General features: G+C 47.1%; 8 protein-coding genes. 6 read left to right on the forward strand and 2 right to left on the reverse strand.

Translation table 11 applies throughout. The features are described from left to right. The first annotated feature begins 44 nt into the window (after window positions 1-44). Together ACVBIL_RS02240 and ACVBIL_RS02245 are read left to right on the forward strand one after the other, a co-directional pair. A complete protein-coding gene (locus ACVBIL_RS02240; protein WP_447165360.1) occupies window positions 45-11,570 on the forward strand; it encodes an Ig-like domain-containing protein in 11,526 nt (3,841 codons plus the stop codon). A gap of 7 nt (window positions 11,571-11,577) precedes the next feature. Further along, window positions 11,578-12,783 carry an OmpA family protein gene (locus tag ACVBIL_RS02245; RefSeq protein WP_447165361.1) on the forward strand — a complete coding sequence of 402 codons (1,206 nt, stop codon included), beginning with the start codon at window positions 11,578-11,580 and terminating at the stop codon, window positions 12,781-12,783. A gap of 149 nt (window positions 12,784-12,932) precedes the next feature. Here the strand turns inward: ACVBIL_RS02245 and ACVBIL_RS02250 are convergent, their stop codons facing one another. Both ACVBIL_RS02250 and ACVBIL_RS02255 read right to left on the reverse strand, forming a co-directional pair. Continuing rightward, window positions 12,933-14,054, reverse strand: coding sequence for a mandelate racemase/muconate lactonizing enzyme family protein (locus tag ACVBIL_RS02250; protein WP_447165362.1), 1,122 nt, complete (start codon window positions 14,052-14,054; stop codon window positions 12,933-12,935). Window positions 14,055-14,057: 3 nt separating this feature from the next. Continuing rightward, a complete protein-coding gene (locus ACVBIL_RS02255) occupies window positions 14,058-15,650 on the reverse strand; it encodes a BCCT family transporter (protein ID WP_447165363.1) in 1,593 nt (530 codons plus the stop codon). A 522-nt stretch (window positions 15,651-16,172) separates the two neighbouring features. Between ACVBIL_RS02255 and ACVBIL_RS02260 the strand changes: the two genes are divergently transcribed. The 4 genes from ACVBIL_RS02260 (at window position 16,173) to ACVBIL_RS02275 (ending at window position 19,452) form a co-directional block, all read left to right on the forward strand. After that, window positions 16,173-16,508: a carbohydrate kinase gene (locus ACVBIL_RS02260; RefSeq protein ID WP_447165364.1), complete on the forward strand. Its 336-nt coding sequence runs from the start codon at window positions 16,173-16,175 to the stop codon at window positions 16,506-16,508. Further along, complete coding sequence (locus ACVBIL_RS02265; protein WP_447165365.1) at window positions 16,505-17,686, forward strand: UxaA family hydrolase; 1,182 nt, start codon at window positions 16,505-16,507, stop codon at window positions 17,684-17,686. The genes ACVBIL_RS02260 and ACVBIL_RS02265 overlap by 4 nt, the downstream gene beginning before the upstream one ends. A gap of 111 nt (window positions 17,687-17,797) precedes the next feature. After that, entirely contained in the window at window positions 17,798-18,703 is a 906-nt protein-coding gene (locus ACVBIL_RS02270; RefSeq protein ID WP_447165366.1) for a LysR family transcriptional regulator, read from the forward strand. A gap of 98 nt (window positions 18,704-18,801) precedes the next feature. Continuing rightward, the gene (locus ACVBIL_RS02275; protein WP_447165367.1) at window positions 18,802-19,452 is read left to right on the forward strand and encodes a GntR family transcriptional regulator; all 651 of its coding nucleotides are present in this window, start codon (window positions 18,802-18,804) and stop codon (window positions 19,450-19,452) included. Window positions 19,453-19,530 lie beyond the last annotated feature (78 nt).

The following is a 19,530-nucleotide window of genomic DNA, read 5'->3' on the forward strand; positions in this document are numbered from 1 at the left end:
CACGCGACTTCGTAAACTAAAACGACACAAAATTCTGAGTATCTATGACAAAAACTACTTTGCTTCTCTCTTTATTGACCGCAGCAATCATCCCTACGTTTTCATTGCAGGCGGCGACCCCCATCGTAGTCAACTCCTTGCCTGCTACTGCAAAAACTGGCGAACAAGTATGTTTTGATATTGGCATTAGTAATGCCAATGGCTCACCTGGCTATGGTCCCTATATTCGGCTTAATTTACCTAGTGATGTGGCGCTTGATTCTGCTGTTTTCTTCGGCAGTGCCATTGATATTACTCGCCTAGGTACTTTTCCAGAATCAGGCATGCTACTGGACCCGATAGTGAATCAAACCGTCACTTCTAGCCAAGGGCGTCACTTGTCTTTGCTCAAGCTGCCACTAGGCTCAGTGGTTGCAAATGGCCCTGAATTGCCTACTCAGGTTTGTGCCACACTTGATACCGCAGTCGCAATCGGCACCAGCTTGACCATCAGTGCGCAAGGTGTGTTTGAGTTTGGTGATACCGCAACAGGCATTAATGGTGCTATTGAAGGAACAATCGCGAGTCAGTCTCTCGTTACCACTGTGGTTGACTTTTCTTCTACCGTTGACACTCGCGAAAGTAAGAATGTTCCAGGCTCTAGTTTTGGCAATCTGTTTGTTGATGAAATCGATGTCGCAAATGGTAAGAATATTTTTGATGTTAATTTGCAGCAGCAGCTTGATTCTAGATTGCAGTATGTCGCATCCAGTCATGTTGGCGGCATTGGCTTTACGCTAACCTCTGAGCCCTCTACCAGTAATCCAGGTGGTAACTTAATCAGTGGTTTTGTCGCTGTCGAGGGGGCAGTAACTGCCAGCGATGCACGAGTGAGTCACACCGCTTATATCGCAGATATTTTGGACGAAACTCAGTGCCAAGCGCTAGTGCTTAATTCCCACTCTAGTTTGGATGTTGAACACCCTGATAATACGCCGTTACCGCAAATTACAGCGAGTGTAGAGCTAGATGCCAAGCACTTGGTTATTTATCAAGCGGCTTCACCAGACACTGCGTCGCCGGGTGATAGTGTTACCTACAGTAATGCAATCTCAGTCACAGAATATGGCACTGCAGATTCGCTGGTCGTCACCAATACCCTGCCTGATGGGGTGAGCTTTGATGCGCACGTCAATATGCAGGTTAACGGTAATACAGTGGCCGTTACGCCGACAGTGACAACCAATAATGGTGTGACAACGGTGAGTTATGATGTCCATGGAGTAACCGGAGATTTAGCGCCTGCGACGCGAATAACGATTGCGTATAAAGCTAAGGTCAATCAGCAGTACCAAAATGGCGAGGCCGTGTTAGCGGCAGACAATTTACAAGCCAGCGCAGATGCCAGCTACAGCCTAACTGCTGGAGCCTCCAACTGTAGTGACACTTCTGCGAGTCACGTATCGATTATCCCGGCATCAAATGACCTAAGTATTCTTTCTCCACAGGTGGAGTACATGCCTACTGAGACGCTGACCTTGCGTCAAGAGTTACAGGTGCCTTCAGGTGATACCAATAACATCGTATTTGAAACTTACCTGCCACTGCCCGTGTTTGATGTCAGCAGCTTAAATACCACTTTTGGTCATGATATTCGTTTAGGGGCAACCGATACATTAGGCTTAACACCGAAAAGTATCACAACAGATGTGGCGACCAATATGCTGCGCATCGAATGGCCAAACTTTTCCTCTACGGAAAGTAGAACTCTTGCAGTGGATATTGATGTCAGTATTACCGATGCTCCCTTCGCCGATAATCTTTTCCTGTCTACAATATTTTTGGCCAGTACCGAAAATAGCCCGAGTATGGTGGCGCGAGGGACTAGCTTAGTAGGGATAAAGGTACGTGCGCCAGAGCTACTGCTAACTTACGGTGTTCAGGAAAGTACTAATTTGGTTGCCGATGAGACTATTATTGATACGACACCGGTCAGTAGTGATATCGAACAGTCTGATGCGGGTGACCAATTAACTCTGGTTATCACCGCTGAAAATATCGGTGGTGCCAATGCTCATGATGTCGTCATTACTGCACCGGCAATAGCGGGGTTGACGGCGGCGAGTCTTGTGTCTGTAACTGACGGCAATGGTGATCCCCTTAATCACGGTGGCGATCTTTTTGATACAGGGCTAACTCTTACAGATCCCTTAGCCAAAAATGATGGCACCGTTGGTGCGCCATTAACAACTGATACCGTCATTATTACCTATACGGCAAAGCTAGATAGCTCGGTGACACCTAACCAAGTATTGATGCCGACCGCAAATGTGACTTGGACGTCGGCCAGTGGCGCAGTGGACTTCCCTGCAGTAACCGACAGCAGCTTTATCACTATGGAATTTCCAGGTGTAGTGACAAAATTAACTGACGTGATACCGGAGGGTAATAGCGGCAAAGTGGTGGTGGGTGATGTGGTGACTTATACCACAACAGTGACGCTTCCAGAGGGGAGAACAGAGGAACTCAATGTGCTTATGGAGCTTCCTAAAGGTTTTGCCTATATTGATAGCTCTCTTGCGGTCGATACAACAGACTTTGACGGCACCATTGATATCAGTCCGACGCTGGCGGTAAGCAAGACTGTCGATAACGGGCAAGATCTTAATGTGCACTTTGATAGCCCATCAAGTACCTTAGTGACTAATGATAATAACGCAAGCAACAACAGTTTTAGCTTTATTATTAAGGCGTTGGTTACCAACAGTAGTGCACTTGTTGCATTGACAAAGGAACAGAATCGTAAATTAAACGTTGGCCTGACCTATCAAGATAAAACAGGCGCAGATATTAAAGATGACGCCAGCACCAAGTTTACCGAGCATAACCTTGTAGTCAATGCGAGCTTTTCACCGGCAAGTGGTTTGGCGTCAGGTGATATAGTTGAAGTCACCATGACCCTTCAGAACACAGGTACTGCTCCCGCTTACGATGTGGTGCTGACCGATGTGTTAAACAGCGACCTGTTTGATGTAAGCAGTGCTGCAGAGAAGACAACGCCCGCTAACTTTAGCTATGGATTTACCAGCCCAACCGTGACCTATACGGCTAGCGCAGCAATTCCTGCAGGGGAAAGCGTAACCTTCGTCTATAGTGCAGTCGTAAAAGAAGGGGTGGTGACCGGCTCTAGTTATGATAATGATGTGGAAGTTATCGGTAGCAGTCTGCCTGGTAGTGATATCAATCACCCCGAGCGTGATAGCTTGGTCAAGGCCAAGCCTACGGCGTCAATCGGCTCATTGGCAATTAGTGACTTTAAGTTGATAGATTCAACAGAGTCTTGGACTAGCGGCGCTGATGGTGCGGTTGAAGCGGCGATTGGTGAAATCCTCACCTATCAATTGACCGTCGATGTTCCGCAGGGTTTGAGTATTGCCGATGTTAATAAGGCGATGATCGATATCCAGCTGCCAGAAGGCGCTCAATACATGAGTGCTAGCTCGACACTAAAGGCACTCAATTCAACCACATTACTAGGCGCTAAGCTAACTGGCGCATTGTCACCTATCCCGACCTCTGCCACAGCCATAGTCCCGACCAACAACAATAGCCTGCTTGGTTTTGAGCTTGGCGATCTCAATAACAGTGATAGTGATAATGCTGACACGGAGCAGCTACAGTTAGTATTTAAGTTACTGGTTGATAACACCTCAGCTAATGAACGTGGTAACGCTAAATCCGTTATTGCCAACGTTAATTTTCAGAACTTTAACGCTAACCCACAAAGTGACTCTCAAACCGCTGTGTACAACATCGTTGAAGCGGACTTAAGTGTAAATAGCCAAGTCTCACCAGCAAGCTCATCGGGTGGTGAGCAAGTGGTGTTTACCTCGGTGATCAGTAACTTAAATAGCAGTGACTCTACACGAGGCTGGGAATGGGCTGTGAGTACTGAGTTACCTGCTCGTTTACAAAACCCCAGCTTAACCAGTGCGACCTTATCTCGTTCAAACCAAGATCTACTTGGGTGTTTCAGCTTTAGCGGTAATAGCTTAAGTTCTAATGGCAGCTGTTTAGCTGCTAGCGAATATTACCTTGCTCCGGGTGAAACCATTACCTTAGTGTATGCGGCCATGCTAGATGCGACCATTGGCTTTGAGGAGCAAGTAACCTCGACATTAGCAGCGACAGTCACCTCACTACCCGGTAGTAATGGTACTGGCGCGGCAGCTCCTGGGCAACCGGATAATGATACCGGCGAGCGAACGGGTAGTGGTGTGGTTAACGGTTCTAATCAATCTGTTAATGACCTTCTGGCCAGTGACTCTGCCAAAATTACAGCAGGCAAGCCGAGTATTAATCTTACAGTAGCGGCCAGCGATCAACCTATTCTTGGCGTTACTAGCGTTACCGCCACGATGGCTATTCCGGTAGGCACCACAGATAACTTTGTGTTTACCTACGATCTACCCGAAGGGCTGACTTATACCGGTACGCCAGTAAACTTAGTGTTGCCGGTTAGCGACTTTACTGCGGGCAAGTCCCCCAATTTGGCGCTTACTCGTGGTGATGACCCATTAACGTTTGATTTTGGCTCTATCAATAACAGTGCCGATACAGCGCAAAACATTACCATTGCGATTGAAGTCGAGGTGGATAATAGCTTAGCTAATCAGGCTGGAGAGGCGTTGAGAGTTGGGGCGTCGGCCAGTTATGACAACGCAACAACGCCGCCGAAAAATCATATTGATATCAATGTGGTTGAGGCGAATTTAACCTTAGATAAGACGATTACTGCTGGTGCAACGGGTAGCGATGCGGGCGATACCGTGTCTTACCGCATCGTGTTAACTAATGAATCGACTAATGCCAATGCGTATCGTGTCGATTTGTCTGATGTCTTGCCTGCGGCCTTGTTAGGTGCGCCTGATGGTAGCGGCAGCGGAGTGAGCTTTGGTAACGTGACACTGCAAAATGCCCAAGGGGCAGTGCTTAGCAGTGATGGGGCAGTCCTCACTCAGAACGATGCTCAAATTAGCGCCACAACGTTAGATGACGATACCTTAGCTTGGCCGCTATTTACCTTGCCAGCCACAGCCGCGATCACCATTGATTATGATGTCGTGATTAGCAATAGCGTGTTGGCAGGGGACCTGCTGACAAACACTGTTAAGGCAAGCTATAACAGCTTGAGTGATGGCCGTGGCCGTGATGCGAGTGATTCTCTGGATGATGATCAGCATTTGAATAATGGCCAGCTGAATAACTACGGTGAGCAGGTGAGCCAATCATTTACCGTCGATTCATCGATTTCGGTGCAACAGTCATTGGCTGCAGGTCAGGTTGATAATCTATTTGCTATAGGTGAAAAGGTTATTTACGACATCCGCATCGATGTGATTGAAGGTAGCAGTGACAGTGTGGTGTTAACTGATGTGCTACCGCAAGGCATGAGCTTTGTTAAAAGCCAAGTGATTGCAGGCTCTCATATCAGCTACAGTGGCCCCGGTACGGCAGTTGAATCGCAAATGGGTACTCTAGTCTTTGATTTTGGCAAGGTGAGCAATACCGCTGATAGTGATCCGGCTAACAACTACTTTATCGTGCGCGTGGAAGCCTTGCTTGAGGATGAGGCTAGTAACAAGGCTGGAGTGAGCTTAGATAACACGGTTTCAGTGGCGACGGCAGCGGGCAACGCAGGCCCTGATGTTGAGACCATTACCGTAGCGGAGCCAAAGCTTAATATCACCATTACGCCAGATCTAACAGAAGTATCCTTAGGCGATAAGGTCAGCTTTACCGTTGAAGTTAAACATCACGGCAGCAGCGCAGATGCATTCGATAATCAGTTTGAACTCACTCTGCCACCAGAGCTGAGTTATATCGCTGACAGCCATACAGGAGATGGGACGCTAGATACTAGCGTCGCCAATGTCTTGGCGATCGATTTTGGCTCAATCACCCAAGCAGAGATCAACAAATCATTTGTTTTTGAAGCTGTGGTCGATAACAGCGCGGCGATTAATAAGCTGCTCACTATCGGTGTGACTAACGGCCGCTATTCATCACGACCGGGTACACCACAGGTTGAACGTCAGTATTCGCTTGAGGGCGCAGCGCAAGTGACGACCAAGAACCTGTCATTTATCGACGTGGCACATAGCGTTGAAATCGCCATTGATAATGGCGATGCCGGTGTGATTGAGCCGGGCGATACCTTGATCTATACCATTACCTTAACCAATTTAGGGCCTTTGGTTAATGAGGTGAAGTACTACGAAGCAGCGCCAAGCAACACGTTATATGATGCAACGCATGCCGCTACTAGCTCACAAGGCACGATTGATTTAGCTCGCTTGCCTGAGCTTGTATTTGATATTGGCGCGATGGAGACCAATGATACTGTCACCCTGACTTATCATGTTCGCGTTAAAGATGGCGTTAGCGCGGGGACTCAAATTCGTGCCCAAGGTCTAGTGGACTCAGAGCTAACGGTGCCAGAACTTTCAGATGCCGATGGTAATGACAGTAACGGCGACCAAGCCACAATTGTCTATGTACAAGATGCCGTTGAACGTCTAGATGCGCTTTATATTCAGCAGACGGCCCAATGGGTTAACGACTTTGCGGCGAACGGTGAGATCTCACCGAAAGACACCATAAAAGTCAGTTATTTCATCCAGAATTTGTCGGCAAATGAGCTGACAAATATCTCGGTCGATGAAGTCCTTCCTGCTGGGGTCACTTATGCCACAACGACCGCCTTAGTAGAGGGCAACAATAGCATCAACGTGATTGGTGATGATGTTGCAGTCACTATTGCTAGCTTAGGTGCCGGGCTGGTGGTTGTGGCTGAATATCAGATCACCATTGACGACCCCTTGTATGATAGTGACGCAACACCGACCATTGAAACCTTTACCCATAGTGCTATCGGTAATAGCGACCAGACCGGGCAAGTTGCCAGTGATAGCAATGGTAATCAGTCAGATGGTTATCAAAATGTGCGATACACGGCAGTAAGTGGTGGCCAAAGTTTGCCAGAGGTTAGAGCCTATCTTGAGTGGACACTGCTCAATGACGTCGATGGCGATGGTCTAGTCGATCCCGGTGATAAGGTGTTGTATCACTTTACTGTGGTAAATAGCGGTGCGACGACTGCGATTAATAGCCGTTTACTTAACCCTATTCCTGCTAACAGCCAAATCGTTGCTAATAGTGGCTTTACCAGTCATGGCATAGTCAGCAACGAAGGGCCGTTCGAGCTAAACCTTGGGGATATTGCGCCGGGTAGTGTTATCAATGCTGGCTATGTCGTCACTATTGATGCGGGTACTGCTGACGGAACTGTGATTGCCAATCAGGGCGAAATAGCGGGTGATAACTTTAATCAGGTGCTGAGCGATGATAACGCTGACGCGGCTGATGGTCTCAACCCGACTCTGCTTACCGTCAGTGTTGCAGATCAAGCTGGCCAGCCACAGTTAACGGTAAATCTTGTCGATACAAGTAAGCCAGAAACATCGGCTGGTAACTTTATCCAAGGAGAAGAGATCACCGCTGAGTTAGTGCTGACCTTGCCCACTGGCCGCACTGATGATCTGATCTTGAACTTAACCTTACCTCAAGGTTTGGCGATAAAGCCAAACAGTGCGCAGCTTAAACGGATTTTTGATACTGCACTTAGTGCCTCACAGGCTCCGCTTAACCTCAACACCACAGCCACTGACACTTTCATTGACGCGAGTAGCGCAATCAAAGTTAACGGACTGGTAAATAGTATTGTGTTTGGCTCTGTGATTAACTCTGATGGCGATAATGACAGTGAGCACTATGTGCTGCGGGTCGTACTGCAAGAAACGGGTCTAGTACCGACCATGGCATCGGAAGACTATCCGCTGCAAGGGACCTTCTCTTATGTCGATAACCTCAATACTAACGTGACCTCTGAAGTGGTGCGCCTACCACTGCAGTTCCTTAACCGCTTACCTATTGCCGTTGCTGATAACATGGGCAGCATTGATGAAGATAGTCCGAATCTAATCTTCGATGTGCTAGCTAATGACACTGATATCGACATGGGGCATAGCATCAGTTTGAGCGGGTTATCGACTCCAGTAAGTGGCTCTAAAGTGAGTGTTGTTGCCGAGAAAATTAGCTATACCCCAGCAGCTAACTTTAATGGTGTTGATCAAGTGACTTACACCATTGTTGATAATGCGGGTGGTTTGAGCTCTGCCTTGTTAACCGTCAATGTGGTTGCGGTGAATGACGTACCGACTGCGGTGGCGGATAGCTATAACCTAGTGGAAGGCGCGAGCTTAACCCTAGGTAAAGCCACTGGCGTGTTACGCAACGATTTCGATGTGGATGGTGATGATCTGAGTGTGAGCTTAGTCAGCGGCGTTACACATGGCTCGTTAACACTCAATAGTGACGGCTCACTGGTTTACCAACACGATGCTGGTGAAGCAACACTCGATAGCTTTACCTACCGAGTTTATGACGGCAGCAGCTACAGTGAAACCGTCACTGTGGTTATCAATATCACTTCAGTTAACGATGCTCCGGTGGCGGCCGATGATAGCTTGATCTTGGAAGAAGACACGACAAGTGTCAGTTATCCACTGATTAACGATGTCGACGCCGATGGCGATAAGCTCACCATCACTTCTGCCAGTGCCAGCCATGGTACGGTCAGTATCGGCAGTGACGGCAGTATTAGTTATACGCCAACTACCGATTTTCATGGTGAAGACCAAATAAATTACTGCATTGAAGACGCTGGTGGCTTAACTGATTGTGCGGTTATTCGCGTCACGGTCACCTCGGTAAACGATAGCCCTATCGCGCAAGATGATAGGGTGACGACTGAGGTTAATCAGCCGGTTGTCATCGCGGTATTGGGTAACGATAGCGATAGTGATGGTGACAGATTAACCGTGACCGATATTGGTCAATCTGCAGCCTCAGTGGTGCTCAATGCCAACAACACCATAACGTTCACGCCGCCTGCTGATTGGTCTGGTGAGCTGAGCTTTAGTTACACCATCAGTGATGGTAATGAAACTGATCCTTTGACAGCTCAAGCTATGGTGACGGTTATCGTTGAAGAGGAGCCTGTCAATCAAGCTCCGGTTACTCAAGATGACAGCATTATGGTTAATGACTGGCTGCAAGTGAATATCTTGCCACTGTTGAACGATAGCGATCCTGATGGTGATGATATCCGTTTATTGTCGGCGAGTGTCGATATCGGTCAGCTTACCATTACAGGCAACGAAATCAGCTATACCCCTGTTGAAGGTTATATGGGAGAGGTGGTGATTGAATACCTGATTGTTGATAGCGAAGGGCTAACGGCGGTTGGCTATATTCGAATAATGGTCAATAGTGCGGATCAGCACCTGTACCCTGAGATTTCATTACCTGCCGATCTTTGTGGTGACTTAACCGTCAATGCTAATGCCTTGTATACCCGTGTTGATATTGGCGCTGCGACCGCAGTCGATAGCTTCGGTAATCCATTGCCAGTATCGATTATCAATGACAACTTACTCTTCCCTCCAGGAAATAATAAAGCTTACTGGCAGGCGACAGATAGCGAAGGACGAGTCAGTATCGCAGCGCAGAATATCTGTGTAAAACCTTTAGTGTCGTTCCAGAAAAATCAAACTGTGCTTGAGGGTGAGGAGGTCACTGTGAGTGTGCACCTTAACGGCAGCTCTGAGGTGTATCCATTATCAATCCCTTACCAGCTTAGTGGTAGCGCCAGCCGCGGTGATTACCATGTGGTGACAGGCGAGGTAGTGATTGAGTCAGGCACTGATACCAACATCGTGATAGATATTTTGCGTGATGAACTGGCTGAAGCCGATGAAACCATAGTGCTGACACTAGACTCTAGCGTAAATCGTGCGGCTCAATATCAGCATCAAATTACCATTACTGAAGGCAATATCGCACCAGAGTTGACCTTAACTGTGACCCAACAGGATGAAGTGCGTCTGACGGTAAGCCGTAGTGGTGGTTTGGTGATGATAGATAGCCATGTTTACGATGCTAACCTTGCAGATACTTGGCAACTAGTCTGGGACTCACAGCTGAGTAATCAAAGCGATACCGAAGAGGCATTTAGCTTTGACCCTGCAGAACTGGCTGTCGGCGTATATCCGGTAACACTGGTGGTAACTGACAGTGGCGAGCCTGCACTGCAGGACAAATCGACTGTCTATATTCAGGTGGTTGAACATTTAGCCGTGCTGACTGATGCTGACTCTGATGGCGACTTAATCCCCGATTATCTCGAAGGTTATGCCGACAGTGACGGCGATGGTACGCCTGATTACTTAGATCGAGTTTCTGAATGCAATGTGCTGTTTGAGAGTCACCATGTTCAGAATCAATACCTAATTGAGGGCGACCCAGGTGTGTGCTTACGTCGTGGTCAGCTAACTTATGCGGGTGATATCAGTGGTGCACTGATCTCTGACTCAGCGAAGGATTATGCTCACTACCTCCCGCTGGATAATCAGGCGATTAACGTGGGTGGCATCATGGACTTTATTGCCTATGGCCTACCAGATAACGAACAGGCATATCGTGTGGTTACACCGCTACGCAAACCGATTCCACAAGCTGCGGTATATCGTAAATACCGCAGTGATAGCGGATGGGGAGACTTCGTTGAAGACGCTAATAACAGCTTGTGGTCCACAAGTGGTGAGCCGGGCTACTGCCCACCAACGGGTTCAACGCTATGGCAGCCAGGCCTGAATGAAGGTGATTGGTGTGTGCAGTTAATGATCCAAGATGGTGGCGCTAACGACGATGACGGAATCGTTAATGGCACCATTATCGACCCAGGCTATGTGGGTACATTACTTGTCGATAATCAGCAGCCAGTGGCACAAGATGATCAACTGACCGTCGGTGTTGCTAGTGTGACTGACATTGAAATCTTAATTAATGACAGTGATGCCGATGGCGACGAACTCACAATCACAAGTGCCAGTGCCCGTTTTGGTACGGTAGAGATTGTCGACGGTCAGCTTCGCTATCATGCATTAAGCAACCTTATTGGTAGTGATGTGATTGATTACGCCATCTCTGATGGCAAAGGCGGCACCGCTCACGCCATCGTGAATATCACTGTCTTGGCAAACCAAGCGCCAATTGCTGTTGATGACTATACCGAAGTTAGGCAGGGCGAGCAGGTCGATATTAATGTGCTGATAAATGACTCAGACCCCGATGGCGGCATTATTAGCTTAGTCAGTGCCGAGGCTCAACATGGCACGCTTGAGTTAGGTCCTAACGGCATGATCACCTATATACCTGATGCGAGCTTTAGCGGTGAAGATATCATTAGCTACGTGATTGAAGATGCTTTTGGTATGAAAGCCGAAGCGGTGGTAAAGGTGAAGGTGATAGAAGTCATAAATGTGCATGACAAGACTGAATCATCTGGCGGCAGCGTGAACCTTTGGAGTCTGTTGGTCCTGTTTGTGTTTGTTTGCATTTATCGCCGTCGCTGCTTGTTAGCAAGTAGAAAGAACCGTTTCACCATAGCATCAGATATTAAGGTTTAAGTTATATATGAAAACGTATCAGTTTTGCTCGCTTTCAAGCATCTTACTGGCAACCCTGCTTTGTCCTCTTGCAGCGCAGGCTTCGGAGCATGAGTCGCAGTTAGAAAATGAGCATATGTGGTCTCAAGGCTTTTACCTTGGTGGGCAGTTTGGTTTAGCTACAACCAATGTATCGAGTAGCGGCTTAGATGAGCTTTATAATCAAGCAGGGATTGACGCAAGCAGCACTAAAGTTGATGACTCTGGAGCCAGCTATAGCTTATTTCTAGGTTATAAGTTCAGTCAGTATTTTAGTGTTGAAGCAGGCTATATCGATCTGGGTGAGCGCAGCGTTGAATTCTCTGGTCAAACAACCGATTTAGACGCCTACTATGATTTAGCCGAGCATGTTTACCCTGAAACCGGCGATGGTTGGTCATTGAGCGTGCTGGGAACTTACCCGCTCAGTGAACGCTTCAGTGTCACAGGTAAGTTAGGTTATTTAGGGTGGGAGTTAGATGCCGTCACCTCTTCAATTTCAGATGAGTCAAAACAGCTGGGCTCTGACTCCCATTCTGGTTCGGGGATCTGGTTAGGCGCTGAGGTTGGCTATCAAATTAACCATGATATGCAGGCCTATGTGAGTTACCAGCATATGCCGCTGGATGCGGATGATGTCGGGGTGATCGCTTTAGGTCTTCGATACTGGTTTGGCTCTGAATCTAAAGCGGAAACGCCAGTTTTACCTCTGGCAGCTGTGCCTGCTGTTGCACAGATAGATAGCGATAATGACGGTGTCTTTAACGACCAAGACCAGTGTATAGATACCCCAAGCACGCACGTGGTTGATAGTCATGGTTGCACGCAGTTTGCTCCAAGAGTGGCAGAGATTAAGCTGACCATTTTATATGAGAATGACAGTGATAAGATTGCATCCAGTTACACTGACAAGCTGCAAAAGTTAGCAGACTTTATCAACGAGTACGGGATAAAAGAGATCACTGTATTTGGCCATACTTCGGCGGCGGGTACTCAAGCGTACAACCAAAAGCTGTCTGAACGCCGCGCAGCATCTGTGGTGAAAACACTTTCGGCAGACTTTAATATCTCTAAAGAGATTATCCGAACGGTAGGTAAGGGGGAGTCTGAGCCTGTCGGTGATATTCCGGGTAAGAATCGACGCATTGAGGTTTATATTAATGAGGAGCTGAATTTACCTGTGCTTAAGAAGTAGTATTTGCCAAGTGGCTAGCTTCTAAGTGGCGACAGTTAAGATCTTGTCAGCTTTCCAATAAAAAATGCCAGTAAGCTTAACTTACTGGCATTGTTGTTTAGCGGATAAAGTTAACGCTATTAGTTAACGCGATACTAATTTACACTGTGCTAATTTACGCGATACTTGGCAATCAACTCTTCATCTAGCTCGATACCTAAACCTGGCTTATCACATACGGCTACATAGCCGTTGTCGAACTGCAGTTGGTTTTTCACTAAGCTAGTGAATAGTGGGCTGCTGCTCTGAGAGAACTCCATTAGCGTGCCTTGTTCACAAGCAGCTAAGAAGTGTACCGAAGCATGCAACAGAATGCCGGTGCTGAAACCATGAGGGATCAGCTGAGTACCGTTCATCTGTGCGATGTCGTAAATCTTCTTCATTTCAGTGATACCACCACAACGGGTGATGTCTGGCTGAACGATGTCGGCGTTAGATTTAGTGATGAATTCTTGGAACTCGTAACGCGTTGTTAGCGATTCACCGCCAGCAATCTTTTGTGATATTTGGCGAGACAGCTTTTCATAGCTGATAAGACTATCTGCCAATACCGGCTCTTCAATCCAGTTAAGGTTAAACTCTTCTAGACGTTTCGCCATCATGGCTGAATGACCACAGGTTTGCCACTTAGAAGCCAAATCGATCTGCACTTCCATCGCTGGACCCGCTGCTTCACGCACTGCTTTAACGATAGCGTAATCTGTGTCTGGGTCGTCGCCCATCACGCCACCACCAAACTTAATGCTGGTAAAGCCTTGGTCTTTCAAACCCTGCACAATCGCCACGTTGTCTTCAGGCTTATCAGCCGGGATGAAGGTACCGTAGCAACGGATTTTCTCGCGGTATTTACCCCCTAGAAGCGTGTGTACTGGTACGCCGTAGAACTGACCAGCGATATCCCATAACGCGATGTCGATAGCACTAATCGCATGGATGCCAGCGCCGCGACGACCCATGTAGTTAGAACCCCAGTACATTTTGTTCCACAGACGCTCAATTTCCAGCGCGTTTTCACCGATCAGCAGACGCTTAAGACCGTTACAGTAGAAGTTAGTTTGTGGCGCTTCAATACAAGCTTGTACCACTAGCGGGCTAGAGTCAGCTTCGCCAATACCCACAATACCTTTGTCGGTATGCACTTTAACGATGACGGCGTCTTCGCCCCACTCACAATCGGCGTCCATTGCTGGTACACGTAAGTGAATCACTTCAATATCGGTAATTTTCAACATGATTTATTTCTCAGAACAATCGTCAAACTTGTGGTTTGACAGGAATTTCTTTAGACCAAACATACATAGCATCAATACAATTACAAATGGTGCTGCTGTCAGAGTTACCGCTGTTTTCAAGGTGTCTAACGACGCATTGATATATAGCATTGCTAGCGGTAGTAGACTTAGCATCACACACCAGAACACACGTAGACCACGAGTTGGATCTTGGCCTTGCTTAAGGTTCTTAGTGCTTACAGCAGCTACGGTGAACGCGGTAGCATCTAGGTGAGACGCTAGGAACAACATCATTAGTACGAAGTAGAATACTGACAAGATGGTACCAAATGGCAGGTTAGCAATTAGCTGAGCCACTGCAATATCACCATTAGCGCTGTTGAGTAGCGCTGGTGCATTAATTACGCCGTCTACCATTGCATCAACTGAGTAACCCGTTAGGGCGCCGAAGAAGAACCAACAACCACCACAGCCACCGGCGATAAGGCCTAAAATAACCTGACGAATAGTACGACCTTTAGAGATACGGGTGACGAAAATCGCTACAGCAGGTGTATAGGTGAACCAGTATAACCAGTAGAACACAGTCCAATCTTTGTTGAAGGTGCCACCATTAGTCGCATCAGTGAACAAGCTCATCTCAACGAAGTTGCTTAGCGTTAAACCTAGAGAGTTAACAAAGAAATCAACGATAAAACCTGTGTCGCCAAGTACCAAAACAACCACTGCAAACACAAAACACATGGCACAAGCAGCATGAGCGATTTTTTGCAGGCCTTCAGCAATACCGATGTAAGAGCTTAGGGTAAAAGTAAGGGTGATCAGTGCCAGTAAAATAGCTTTAACTGCAAAGGTGTTTTCTATACTGAACAGCTCTGCGAAACCGGTTGAAACCGTGTTTACGGTAACGGTAGTCGTTAAGATTAAGCCGCCAAACGTTGCGAATAGGAAGATCAAATCCAGAGTACGGCCCATGATACGGCTAGCCGTGCTGTCTTCTTTCATGCCAAGAATAGACACCATAAGCGACGACAGGTTTAGGCCTTTAGCGCGGTTAACGTGGAAATGGTACGCCATAGTGATAGACGCTAGACCGTAGATAGCCCAAGGGGTAATGCCCCAATGGAACATCACGTAAGACAAGCTAGTACGCAGCGCTTCGTTGCTTTGGCCTTCAATGTTTAGACCAATACCGTTGTAGTAGTAAGCCCACTCCATGAACGCCCAGTACATGGTCGCTGAACCTAAACCGGCACAGATAAACATGAATAACCAACTCATGTTGCTGTATTCAGGTTCACCTTCACCTAGCTTAATGGTGCCGTAACGGCTTACTGCGATGTACAACATGGTGCATACAGATGCAAAGGCAAACAGCTGAATGAAAGAACCAAAAGTATTGGTTAATGCTGCAAAAGCCGACTTACCAGCAGCTTGTACCTGATCTGGATTAAAGATCAGCATCATGACTACGGCAAACACAACAGCCAAACTCACTGAAATCAGTAGTTTGTCGCTTTGAACTCTATCATTTAGAACGGGGGATTGCTGGGTAACAGTTTCGTCTGTTACCGGTGCCGCTGTTATATCCGTCACGACTACATCCTTACAAAGGTGGTAGTGCGATTTACGTCTTAGCGCAAACCACACAGGGGAAATTTTATTCGGGCGGATTTTGAGCGAAGAAGGCGCTGAGTGACAACAATAAAAGCTTATTCAGTCATTACCAAATGTAATACTTAGAGGTTGATCACCTTGTGGCTTTTACTACTGTGATTGCTGAATCATTAACTTAAATGTGGTTATTCTTAATGCCATGTTGATGCTGTGTGGGCGCTGTTGCTAACTTGTTTTGCTTGCTGGTGACTTGTGTGGGGCACATTAGCTATTTGAAGGGAAAAGCCTGAGCAGTGGGTAGTGATTGACTCCCAATACCCATGCACGAGCAGGGGCAATAAGCGCTGTTATTAGCAAATGAGATACCTCCTAAAGTGGATGCTGCATCACATTTCATATAAACCAACCCTATTTGAGAGCTCAATATGGTTATTTGTGGATTGAAAAATACTAAAAAACAATTAAATTGTAGGATTGTCTGACAATCTGCAGCTAATAAGAATGAAAAAAGCCATTCAGCTCGACCCTAGCGACAACGTAGCCACGCTACTTGTTGATGCCGTTAAAGGCGATGAGATAGAAATTATCTCAACTAATAACCAAGTCATTGATGTGGTGACCTGCCTACAAGCCATTACTTTTGGTAATAAGGTAGCATTAACCGATATCGCCGAGCAGCAGCTTATTACTAAAGCTAGCTACCCAGTAGGCGTTGCCATTATGACTATCCCGCGTGGTGAATTAGCCCATGTGCAAAATGTGCGTAGTCAACGACTCGATATTCCTGACAACATCATTGAAGAAATTATTAAACAGATGGGGATTGAGCAAGCATGATGAACACATTTATGGGTTTTGGCCGCAGCGATGGCAGCGTGGGTATTCGTAATCATGTACTGATTATGGCAGTTGATGAATGTTGTGACGGCATCGCGCGCGCGATTGCTGACAGTATTGATAACGGCATTGTGGTCACCAATTACAACACCTGTATGTATGGTGGTAACGAAGAGATGATCAATACCATGATACATACGGGCAATAACCCGAATGTGGCTGGTGTTCTGGTACTCGCGATGGGTTGTGGCAGTATCGATCCTGAAATCGTTGCCGCGCCTATTCGCGCTAGCGGCCGCCCTGCGTTTTCATTAGTGTGCATCAAGCAACAAGGTACACGATCAACCATTACTCAAGGTAAAGCCTTAGCGCAAGAGTTACAGCAAGCGGCTAATGCAACGCCGCGAGTCGAAACGCCGGTTTCTAAGCTAGTGATTGGGGTTAAATGTGGTGGTTCAGATACCAGTTCTGGTATCGCGTCTAACCCAAGTGTTGGCCGCGCGGTTGACACCTTAGTCGATATGGGCGCGACCGCGATTGCCGGTGAGCTTATTGAACTCGTTGGCTGTGAAACCATTTTACGTCAGCGCGCAGTGAGTGTTGAGGTAGCTGACAAACTAGAACGTTTAATCCATGAAGAAGAAGCCCGTTGGCACGTAGACGGCGCAGAAGTGGAAACCATGAGCATTGGTAACAGTGTTGGCGGCCTAACGACACTAGAAGAAAAGTCCTTTGGTGCACTGAGCAAAACCGGTACTCGTCCAATTCAAGACGTACTGCAGATAAATCATCTAGTTCATGAAAAGCCAACTACGCCAGGTTTCTATCTGTCAGAAGCGACTCATTTGTGTGGCAGCGCAGGTATGCATTTTGCGGCACTGGGTGCCCATCTGATTTTATGGACAACCGGCGGCGCAGGTTTTAACAATCCTATCGTGCCAGTGATCCGTGTGAGCGGTAACCAATATTTACTAAATGAAGATATAGATATTGACGCATCTGGTATCATGCGCGCCGAAGAAGCCGTAGAAAGTGTTGCTGAGCGCATCGTGGCCAAAGTCGGCTGTGTTGCCCAAGGTCAGCAGACCAATATTGAAGAGATTGGTTATAGCTATTGCAGCTTGTATCAAAAAGACCAACGCTTAGAAACAGTATTACGTTTTAAGCCAAGCTGCTAAACAGCAGTTTCTTATTACTAGCTGCTAAGCCTTTTCTAAGTACTAGCTGTTAACCATACAATGCCCTTATCCAACAAGGTTGTGCTAAGGGTATTACTATCGCAGGATGTTATGAATACAACTCAAGTTAGTTCAGCAAGTGCCCGCTTACCGCAGTTATCTTGGTTTATGGCATTCAAAGCGGTGGCAGATAAACAAAGCTTTACCGAGGCAAGCCGTGAGCTGTGCTTAACGCAGTCAGCCATTAGCCAACAAGTGGCCAAGCTTGAAGCCGTGCTGCGCACCAAGTTATTTTATCGTGGTGGCAGGCAGATCCAATTAACTGAAGATGGCCAGCGCTTACTGTTGCAAATCACTCAGCCCATCCAAGAGTTAATGGGCGTGGTTGACGGCTTTCATAATAATGCCGAGCATTACACGCTACATATTGAGATGGAGCCGGTGTTTAGTCGCCAGGTTGTCAGCAAATTATTACCTAAGTTTTTAGCTCAGTACCCTACGTTATTGGTCGGCCAGATGCTGACGACTAATCACTTTGACTTTCTACCGCAAACAGAGCTGGCAATAAAGTGGGGCGACGGTGACTGGGAAGGCTTTGACTCGCAGTTTTTATGCAGCCTAGATTATGTGCCTGTTTGCTCACCAGAGTACCTTAAGCGCAATCCTTTGACTGTGCCGGCAGATTTGGCCAATGCCAGCATTATTCACGACCGCGACAACTTCGATTGGAAGTATTGGCTTAATTATTATCCTGTGGCAAAGCTAGAGTTGCAAAAGTGCCATTATGCTAGTGAGAGCCAAGTGGTAATGTCGCTAGCGATGAGTGGCTTAGGCATTGCCGTTTGTGCCTATCAGCAGATCCAAGAACAGCTGGCCGATGGCAGTTTAGTGATGCCGTTTCCAGAGTTAAAGGTACGCCATCAGCGGGCTTATTATATTTTAACCCGTAAGAATAAGTCGTTATCGCCACAAGCTCAGAGTTTTATGCAGTTTGTCCGAGAAGCCGTGTTGAACTAACAGTATCTTGTGTTTGGGCCGCAGCGGGTTATAGTCAGTGGCCTATTTTTTTTCATTACTATCAAAAGCATTAACTATTTGAGCCAGCAGTAAGCGCTATGAAAATCATTAAAGAAAGTTTGGAGTCTCAAGCCACCCGTTATTTGCGCACGCATATATTGGAAGGCCATATCAAGTTAGGCGAAAAGCTGGTGGAAAGCGCATTAGCCAAGCAGCTAGAGTTATCGCGTAGCACAGTGCGGATGGCGCTGAACTCGTTAGTCAATGAAGGCTTAGTCATTCAAAAGCCTTACTCAGGCTGGCAAGTGGTTGAGATTAACCAGCAAGACTTGTGGGAGTTATACCATTTACGGGTTGCGTTAGAAGGCGAGGCCGCGGCCATGGCTGCTAAGTGGGCCAGCAGTGAGGACAAAACGCGCTTAGCGGATTTTTTCCAAGAGTACCAATTGCTGTGCTTACAACACAGTACTGATACCCGCCGCATCAGCGAAATGGACTGGCAACTGCACCAGCTGATCATTGAGATCTGCGGCAGTGAGCGCATGCTCAATCAATACAAGCAGATTTTATATCCACTGCAGGCGTATATTGCCATCACCCACCAAGATTATGACTTGTCCGATAGCGCCTCAAGCCATCAAGCATTGGTACAAGCCATCTGCGCAGGCGACGCCGAAACCGCAGCCGAGCAAGCCAGAGCCAATATTACGCCGATGCCCCGTGCTGGTGATGTGCCCGAAAAAAATTAGTCGGATAAGTTACTGTCATTACTTGTTTAGTGGACAAGGTATAGAGTGGCAATACTTATTAGCTTAGGATAATGGTAT

It is taken from the genome of Shewanella sp. 125m-7 (genome assembly GCF_052977045.1).

Excerpts from the sequence above, each read along its gene's own strand:
- ACVBIL_RS02240 (WP_447165360.1), top strand. The coding sequence starts at position 45 with ATGACAAAAACTACTTTGCTTCTCTCTTTATTGACCGCAGCAATCATC.
- ACVBIL_RS02245 (WP_447165361.1), top strand. The coding sequence starts at position 11,578 with ATGAAAACGTATCAGTTTTGCTCGCTTTCAAGCATCTTACTGGCAACC.
- ACVBIL_RS02250 (WP_447165362.1), bottom strand. The coding sequence starts at position 14,054 with ATGTTGAAAATTACCGATATTGAAGTGATTCACTTACGTGTACCAGCA.
- ACVBIL_RS02260 (WP_447165364.1), top strand. The coding sequence starts at position 16,173 with ATGAAAAAAGCCATTCAGCTCGACCCTAGCGACAACGTAGCCACGCTA.
- ACVBIL_RS02265 (WP_447165365.1), top strand. The coding sequence starts at position 16,505 with ATGATGAACACATTTATGGGTTTTGGCCGCAGCGATGGCAGCGTGGGT.
- ACVBIL_RS02270 (WP_447165366.1), top strand. The coding sequence starts at position 17,798 with ATGAATACAACTCAAGTTAGTTCAGCAAGTGCCCGCTTACCGCAGTTA.
- ACVBIL_RS02275 (WP_447165367.1), top strand. The coding sequence starts at position 18,802 with ATGAAAATCATTAAAGAAAGTTTGGAGTCTCAAGCCACCCGTTATTTG.